Consider the following 8120-nt stretch of genomic DNA (forward strand, 5'->3'; position numbering starts at 1 on the left):
CGCACCCATAAAGGATGCGACCGCAAAATATAGTATATCTGGTGAAGAAATATCTATATTTAGACGGCTGGACATAATTAAAAAAATGTAACGAACAAATACAACTAAAAATAAATCATTTCCTGCAAATATTGGTGCGAACTGCCTAGCACATTTATGTGCACTTCATACTCGCACCACAATACTAACTAAGTGCATTAGTAGTCTAAAGAATCAAATTTTCCTTCGCCTAAACCAAATTCTTCACTATACGATCCATCTTCAGCAATAAAAATATCTTGTTCTTGGCAATAGCGTACACTGCCATCCGCCATTAATTTACCTAGATAACTACCAGGTTCTTCCCGATTCCCATACACCGAAACACAATATTTCTGAACTTGCTTTAAAAGTCCTGAAATACTTTCAAATTTGCTTTTTTGGGAAATAAGCTCAGCTACGAGCTTTTTCCCTTCACCATACTGAACAATCACATCAGTTGTTGATGAATCGATTACTTGAAACAATTTTGCAACTGTATTTGGTGCCACACTTAAATAAGTCGATGGTATTTTTTTGTTTTTCTGATAATAACTGATCTCGCTACTAACATTGGGCTCTTTATCCTCATCACTACTGCCGATTAATGGATAAAGTTTTAATCCATTATCACTTGGATAAGGAAGATCAGAACTCCTTTTAGCATACAAACGTATAAAGTAATCTCTCATAATTTCATCCGATAAAAGATCTCGGTTAACATTATTAGCTAATAAAACCTTTGTAATGCCGGCTGCTTCTCCTAAGAATTTTAGCGGCCCGCCAACATTTTCCACATTTTTATCCATCTGTATCAAATAAGTATAACCAAGTTTCACTTCGTTGTTGCGGTTACAACGACCTGCAGCTTGCACAACGCTATCAAGACCTGCACAAGAACGAATAACACATTCAAAGCTTAAATCCACACCAGCTTCAATTAGGTTTGTTGAAAAAACAACAACCTTCTTTGAATTTTTTTGCGGATTTTCAAGTTGCTTTTTAATTTCAGAGAACTTAACCTGCCGATGTTTTGAACACATGGCTGTTGACAGGTGATATTTAAATAGGTCCTTTTGATCGTTCAACGCTTCGTATGCATTTCGTACGGCTGCTTTTGTATTTAAAATAACCAATAAGCTATGAACACCCTGTTGTAATTTATCGTCTATAAATTCTGTTAAATCTTCCAGGGAAAACACTTTTAACTGTTTATCACTGTTGAATACTGGTTGAATAGTAACACGCTTGAATGCTTGTTGTGCTAATTTTAAATCAGGCACAATTTCTTTACTTATAGGTAACCCATTTCTAATTTTGTCCAACGCAGGTTGAGTTGCTGTACACAATAAACTAGTCGTCCCTTGTATTTTCAACCATTTTAAGGCGGCATTGTTCATCTCAATACACTTAATCGGCAATGTTTGAATTTCATCGAATATCACAACAGCATGCACTAATTGATGCATATGTCTGATGTTTTTGCTTCCTTTTCCAAACAAGGCATTCAAGTAAGCTACTTGGGAAGTTAAAATAATGGGAGAATCCCAACTGTCCCAAGAATAATAGTAACTATCTTTCTTTGGATCTTGTGTAACAGTTGAATGATACTCTAAGATGTTGTCCGTCTTGTTTGCACTGCCATTCAAACGGTTACGAATGACGTTAGCATTTTGTTCAATAATCGTCGTGTAAGGGACAACGTAGATAATTCTATCTACATTTTGTAATTGAGCTTTTCGCAGTGCAAACCGTAAACTAGAAAGTGTTTTACCTCCACCTGTAGGAACAGAAAGTGAATAAATGCCCGTTTGCTCACCAGCCGCCGTAAAACAAGCATCCGACATTTCTTGACGCAGCCAATTAAGTTTTTTTGTTTTGTTATTTTTTTCTTTTGTATTTTCGCAAATTTGGGTTTGAACAGCCTTTTCGTTCACATCAAAATATTGATTGAGAATATCATGTTGATTATTTTCATACCCAAATTTGGTATTCCCTTCAAAATTAGCAGTATCAGTATGATCTGCATCAATTAATACACTCAGCACATACCTCAAATAAAAGTTTTGATCATTTATAAGTACTTTATTTCCTATTTGTTTTATTTCTGATAGGGCTTTCGAGTAGTAATCTGCGAATTCTTCTTCCTCAAATTCGGTAAAATAGTTATTCACCACTTGTTGGTATTGTTCCTGATAGTTAGCATCATATCCCCGAATACCTTTAACTTGTTTATTTAACCGTTGGGTAAAAGGCATATTCAGAATCACTGGATCAATAAAATCAAGAGCACCTTTGGAATTATGGTGTGCCATAATGACGTTCCCTAATAGCTCTTCTATTAACGCCTCAGAGCCATCCTTCTTGGGACTAAATTCTTGGTTGAAATCATGTTGGTCGCCACGAGAAAAATCATACAAAAGAATGGCCCCAGCAGTAGCATGATCAACTGACCCCCGCTTTCCATTCGGATCACGAATATACTTTTGGAATTTTTGGCTATATTTGCCTGCATCATGAAGCCAACCAGCTAATCCACAAACATATTGGAGCCCGATTTTACTTCCCCATTGTTCACAAAGAGCCCTCACATTCAACAAATGGTCTTTTAACGATTGTATACGTTCATCATCTTCACTAATATGTGCAATATACATTTTGCCAACTCCCGTCAAAATGTTTAATAGCCATCAGTAACTGTCTTATGAATTCCAGTCATGTCTGAAGGATCGTTAACGGTTATCTTAATTTCATTAAAGTTTTGCGCTTTTTCTGGAACTTCAACAGTTGTCAAATCATGCATAATGTAGGGTGCAAATTTTCCCAACTTGGAACCATGTTCCCACCAAACCAGCTTTAAGACTGCCATAGAGCCTTCCGGACGTGCAGCAGAACTATCATTAACAAATAACGTTTTCAAAGCTTCTTTCAGATCCGCTGCATCATCTTCCGTAAAACCAGTCTTCTCTGCTTGCTCAACATTAATACTGCCATTAAATTTATATGCTGCAAATGGCACAGAAGCCTTGGTTCCCATCGTATCACTAGCCTTACCTTCACTACCAGGTTCGAGATTAATAGACTTTGTAATTTGCTCTTCTTTAATATTAATTGGGTTAACACTGTATGCAGATTGAATGGAAACTGGTCCACGAATACCAATCGATACCCCATCCAGACCATCTTTTAATTTTTTGCTTGCACTAAATGGCATTACCTGTCCAAAAGCACGTACATCTAGCCAGCTTGCACAGGCCGCATTATAAAAAGCATCGCGCCAATGACTTTTATCATCTTTTTGTAAAGCAATAGCATCCCTAACAGCCTCACTCTGCTTCACACGATCTCGAATGTTCATCACACCATCTTTGACTCTTTCTTCCATTAACACCAAAACTGGTTTATGCACGTCTTGCCAACGGTTACGAATCTTACGCTTAATTGCAACATCTGTAATTTCGCCAAAACCATCCGCGTTCACTCGTGGCCGATTGCCATCCAGTGGATCACCATTAGGATTGGCATTTTTAACACCGATAACAACTGAAAAATCAATTTTATGTTCCAAAATATTTGAACTCATTTTTACGCCTCCGTTTGTAGACTTGTCTTTTTGTCTTGTTTTTTATGATTATAAACATATTGTGATGCAAATCCGGTCAGATATTGAGGTGTTAGTGGTTCATCTGTCATCCCATGATCTTCTAGCAAATCCAAAATGTCAGTAACTTGACCTAAATAATAATGCTGACTTCCAGCACTCAACGACCCAAAGTAGGACTGCACGATGCTTTCATTAATTCTTTTCCAGGTTGTCGCTGGCTGATTTGAAAAATTAGTCATAAAACGTAAGGCCGTTGTCAATCGCGAACTTACATTAGAATTGGCGGATTGGCGTTGATACAACACACGCTCTTCCATGTCATTTGCAAGTGCTAGTAACCGACCAAATAAGTATGATCGATCGTGATTATCTATATTTAAAGCCATATTCTTTTTTCCTCCCTTTTGGTTGTAATTAAAGGCCGCAGCAAAATTATATAAATCGTTATACCATTGATGTAATGCATCATACCCTTGTGGTTTAGCCAGTCGGTGTTGTATTACGGTTAGCAAATCACGAGATATTGACTGGCCAGTTGTGATGGCAACTATCATTTCTCCTAATGCATGTTTTTTTAATGTTTCGTAACGTTGACCGCCTCGACCTACTTTATACGCACTGCTAATAAGCTGATTAATAGTTGGCGTATGAATATGTTGGCCACCGCCGTCATTAATAATTACTCCACAATTTTTTGCCCAATGCTCGATATTTTCCTTAAAAATTTTAGTATCCATAAAGTTATAGTACACAGTTGCCATTCTTCCAGTCGTCGCGGCATCAAGAAAAATTATATGAACTAGTTTTCCATACTCAATATCCGAAGTAAGACCCAACAATCGTGAGTTATAGGCGTGGGATATTTGTTGTCCAGTATCTCCCTGGCCTTTACTCTGTGAAAGCAATTGATATTTTTGAGTCTGCCAATCTGTTATGCCACTTGTGAGAGATTTTGCAGTTTGTGCAACGGAATCATTACTATTACCTTCACTCCAAAACAGATACACACGACTATCGCTCTTTAAAGCTTGTCGTTGAATTAACCATTTTAGCGCATGAGTCATTTTTTGGGATTCCAAATAGCCAATACTATAAAAATCATCTCGCAAGAACATTCCGCGATAGGTGAAATTGCTAGAATCATTGGCAGAAATCAATTTTGCACCACTTGTGGCTGGATTAATATTTTTTTCAATTAATTTGGTTGTTGGAACTAATTTTCCAGTCAAATAATCGATATTTAGTGGTGTTTTTTCTTTTAACAATTGACCGTAAAATTTTGTCCACGACTGATACATCTCTGTATCTCGCCATATTGATTCTGGATTGTCATCATACACATCAAAACGTACATAAGCATCTCTATCCTTACTGGTTAACTTCCCTGAATCTAGGGTAACGACCCCGGCCGAAATAAGATCCTTTATCAAAGAATTTTTTTCTTGATATTTTTCAATGGCTATTAATCGTGCATTTGAAAATTTCGATTGTACCCATTGCCCAAAAATGTCTTGATAGTCTTCGTGATATGCCTTAGCTTTTTTATCATTAGTTGCGTATTCAGAGTAATCGCCCGCGACATATTTGATTTTATCTTGGAGCGGATGTGCTGCTATATTACTTGCTCGATTAGCAGAATGAATTGTTGCAGGAATCACAGTCGTTTCACCCGGTTTATCTAATTGTCTTGCAGTATAAAACTGTCCATCTTTATTCAAAGTGACCTCAATTTGAACTCTCACGGAAACATGTGAAGCTGGCAATAAAGTATAATCATTTTTGAATTGGTCTTGCTCAAATTTACCAATCATATCTTGATTATCATCATAGACTTTAACCAAATCCTGAAATACGGTCATTTATCATCGCCTCTAATCATTTGCTTATAAAGGTCATCTACCGATTCAAATAATTTTTGGTCATGGCCACCAGTGTCTTTAATTTTTCGAATTGGCTGAATAATCTTACACTCTTCTGGTCTTTTAAAATGGACAACTCCCTTTTTCATTATTGGTGCATCCATTCTCACAGAAAGCATTGGATCCCCTGTATCAGATGGATAGTTATAGCCATGAAACATTAATCCGAAGTATTGAGATTCCACATCATCATAATAACCAGCACCGGAACCAAAAATTTGTGGTTTAACATATCCCTGGCATTCACGTGTTCCAAGAAACACATCTCTGCGTCCTCCAGCCTTAAGTGCTCGTTTAAAAATTGCAGTATGCTTCTTTATATTTCGATCAGCGACCAAGTCTTCTCTCTGCAAATTCCACTCAATATGGCAGCGTACTTGATACCTAACATCAGATAAATAGGTGTAAAAGGCTAACGTATTATGATTTAGTGCAAGTCTTTTATCTAATGGCCGCATTGATTTCGATTCGACTTTAATCGGATTTATAACCCTCAGATCATCAATAACATACTTAAAAGTTGGCTTCCAGTAAATACTTTCGGAAGTTCCGATCAAAGATTGATAAGTAGGGAGCGGAAATGACATTTTTTCTGAGCCACGACTAAGCGGCTCGCAGTATAATGCATTTTTGCCCCACATCTCATACTCTAATAAATTATCCGGCATGTTTTTTCCTCCATTTCACTGTAGAATTAGAATTGCTTGATAGCGTTTTCTTATCTTACTATACTTGTATTATACACGGTTATTTTAAAAAAACAATATTTCTTATAAAAATAACTATCATGAGTTTATAATTTATGATGATTAAAAAGGCAGTTCTTATATAAAAGAACTGCCTCAAGTTTGACTACTCAATGTAGCCAACAAGACTCATAAAAATAACGATCATTTTTCAATTCACATAGATCCACTATGATATATTTATCATAGCATATCATTGATACCTTAATCTAAACATTTTATTCTGTATCATTTGCCCCGCTGGTATAAAAATGCTCGCATATAGAATAGTAGAACCACCCATTTAAAAAAAGGAAGTTTTTCAATGTCAAACAAATTTTATCAACGCTTATTGGCAGTAGCCGTTTTGATTCTTGTTATCGGAATTATTCGGCCATTCTCACCTCAAATATTCAATACGCTCTGCCTTATTTTAGGTGCAGCTTTAATTGGCCTAACCATTGTGATCGGTCAGAAGAAAAAATAAGGTAGATACCCGTCATCGCTATGAAACAAAGGTGTTTTAGCGTATGATGGTGGTAAAAGTGAGAGGAAGTGTCCATGATGGCCAGAATTATGAAAATGAATGCGCAACAAGCAAATACTTACCTCAATTGGCAGTATCCAGAACCGTATACATTTTATAATTTTCCACCTTCAGTTAGTCGCTCTGAGTTATTAAACGAATTGCTGATGAGTAATAGCGATTACTTTTCAATCTTAGATGAAAATGAGCAATTATTCGGAATTTACGAATATCAGTTTCACAATGGCGTCATGGAAATCGGCTTCGGAATTCGCCCTGAAGATACTGGAAAAGGCTACGGAGAACAATTTGTTCAACAATGCATTGCCTTTGGTCGTCAGCACTACCACTACTTTGGCAAAGTCACCTTGGAAGTGGCGGATTTTAATGAACGCGCCATTCACCTTTATAACAAAATGGGTTTCAAAAAGGTCAGCGAACGCGCTGCTAAACCATTTGGTATGCCGATAACCTTTATAAAAATGACCCTTAAATCATAAGACAGGTGAATATTAAGGCGAGATTGTTGTATGATGTTAAACATGACATGAGAACTCATTGTCTAAGTGCTTCATGCCATGTTTAGTTTTCAATCAATTGTTATTAAGCAAAAGTGAGGTGAAATAGTATTGAAACAACCACCAAAATGGCTTTATAAGGTCGTACAGTTCATGCAGGGCCGTTACGGAATCATGGACAGTTTGAATAAATTTTTGATTAGTTGTGGTTTGATCCTAATTTTCTTAACCATCTTTATCCACGCTGGTTGGCTCAATCTGTTGGGCCTGCTTTTTCTGATCGCTACTTATTGGCGCGTGTTTTCACGAAAAATCTACCAACGAGCTCGAGAAAACGGAAAATTTCAGCAATGGACAGCTTGGTTAACTAAACCGATAAGTCGCCGTTATCAGGAATGGCAGCAACGCAAACAATATCGCTTTTTCACCTGTAAAAACTGTCACCAACGCATTCGCATCCCTAAAGGAAAAGGAAAAATTCAAATTACCTGTCCGACATGTCGCCATCAATTTCGGGCACGTACTTAATTTGTGCCAATTAAAAACTAGAATCTTCCTTAATCAAAGTAAGGTGGATTCTAGTTTTTTGTGTAAATTAATTCTTCTTCCATAACCAGCTCAAAGATACAATTAAAGCTATCCATGCAGCTAGTTCTAACCAACTAAATTTCTTTTTTGTTGCTGTTAATCTGACATGATCTGTTTCTATTAGTTTCATTGAGACTTCCCTTTTTTTGATATTTCATGGTGCTTCATGTTGTCATCTTATCCTTTTTCCGCCGAGTCCTAGGACAACTCCGCAAATCAGGT

Annotated in this window: 7 protein-coding genes; 3 read left to right on the forward strand and 4 right to left on the reverse strand. The window is 36.8% G+C overall.

The features are described 5' to 3' along the window. Window positions 1-197: 197 nt before the first annotated feature. Genes DD627_RS07525 through cas5c form a run of 4 tightly spaced genes read right to left on the reverse strand, consistent with a single transcriptional unit; the run spans window position 198 to window position 6209 of the window. Complete coding sequence (locus tag DD627_RS07525; protein ID WP_260274997.1) at window positions 198-2675, reverse strand: CRISPR-associated endonuclease Cas3''; 2478 nt, start codon at window positions 2673-2675, stop codon at window positions 198-200. Window positions 2676-2698: 23 nt separating this feature from the next. Then, window positions 2699-3601 (reverse strand): type I-C CRISPR-associated protein Cas7/Csd2, encoded by a 903-nt coding sequence (gene cas7c / locus DD627_RS07530; RefSeq protein WP_260274998.1) that lies wholly within the window; start codon window positions 3599-3601, stop codon window positions 2699-2701. 2 nt (window positions 3602-3603) lie between these two features. Further along, the gene (gene cas8c, locus DD627_RS07535; protein ID WP_260274999.1) at window positions 3604-5481 is read right to left on the reverse strand and encodes a type I-C CRISPR-associated protein Cas8c/Csd1; all 1878 of its coding nucleotides are present in this window, start codon (window positions 5479-5481) and stop codon (window positions 3604-3606) included. Continuing rightward, window positions 5478-6209, reverse strand: a complete 732-nt coding sequence (cas5c, locus tag DD627_RS07540; protein ID WP_057783655.1) for a type I-C CRISPR-associated protein Cas5c — start codon at window positions 6207-6209, stop codon at window positions 5478-5480. Before cas5c ends, cas8c begins: the two co-directional genes overlap by 4 nt. Before the next feature lie 382 nt (window positions 6210-6591). Here cas5c and DD627_RS07545 point away from each other — a divergent pair, with 382 nt between their 5' ends. The 3 genes from DD627_RS07545 to DD627_RS07555 all read left to right on the forward strand — a co-directional run bounded on the left by DD627_RS07545 (window position 6592) and on the right by DD627_RS07555 (window position 7838). Further along, window positions 6592-6753, forward strand: coding sequence for a hypothetical protein (locus DD627_RS07545; RefSeq protein WP_157077632.1), 162 nt, complete (start codon window positions 6592-6594; stop codon window positions 6751-6753). A gap of 74 nt (window positions 6754-6827) precedes the next feature. Beyond that, window positions 6828-7292 carry a GNAT family N-acetyltransferase gene (locus tag DD627_RS07550; RefSeq protein WP_260275000.1) on the forward strand — a complete coding sequence of 155 codons (465 nt, stop codon included), beginning with the start codon at window positions 6828-6830 and terminating at the stop codon, window positions 7290-7292. 129 nt (window positions 7293-7421) lie between these two features. Continuing rightward, window positions 7422-7838: a hypothetical protein gene (locus DD627_RS07555; RefSeq protein WP_057783660.1), complete on the forward strand. Its 417-nt coding sequence runs from the start codon at window positions 7422-7424 to the stop codon at window positions 7836-7838. The last annotated feature ends 282 nt before the right edge of the window (window positions 7839-8120 follow it).

Source organism: Pediococcus sp., assembly GCF_003533255.1.
Lineage (GTDB): Bacteria > Bacillota > Bacilli > Lactobacillales > Lactobacillaceae > Pediococcus > Pediococcus parvulus.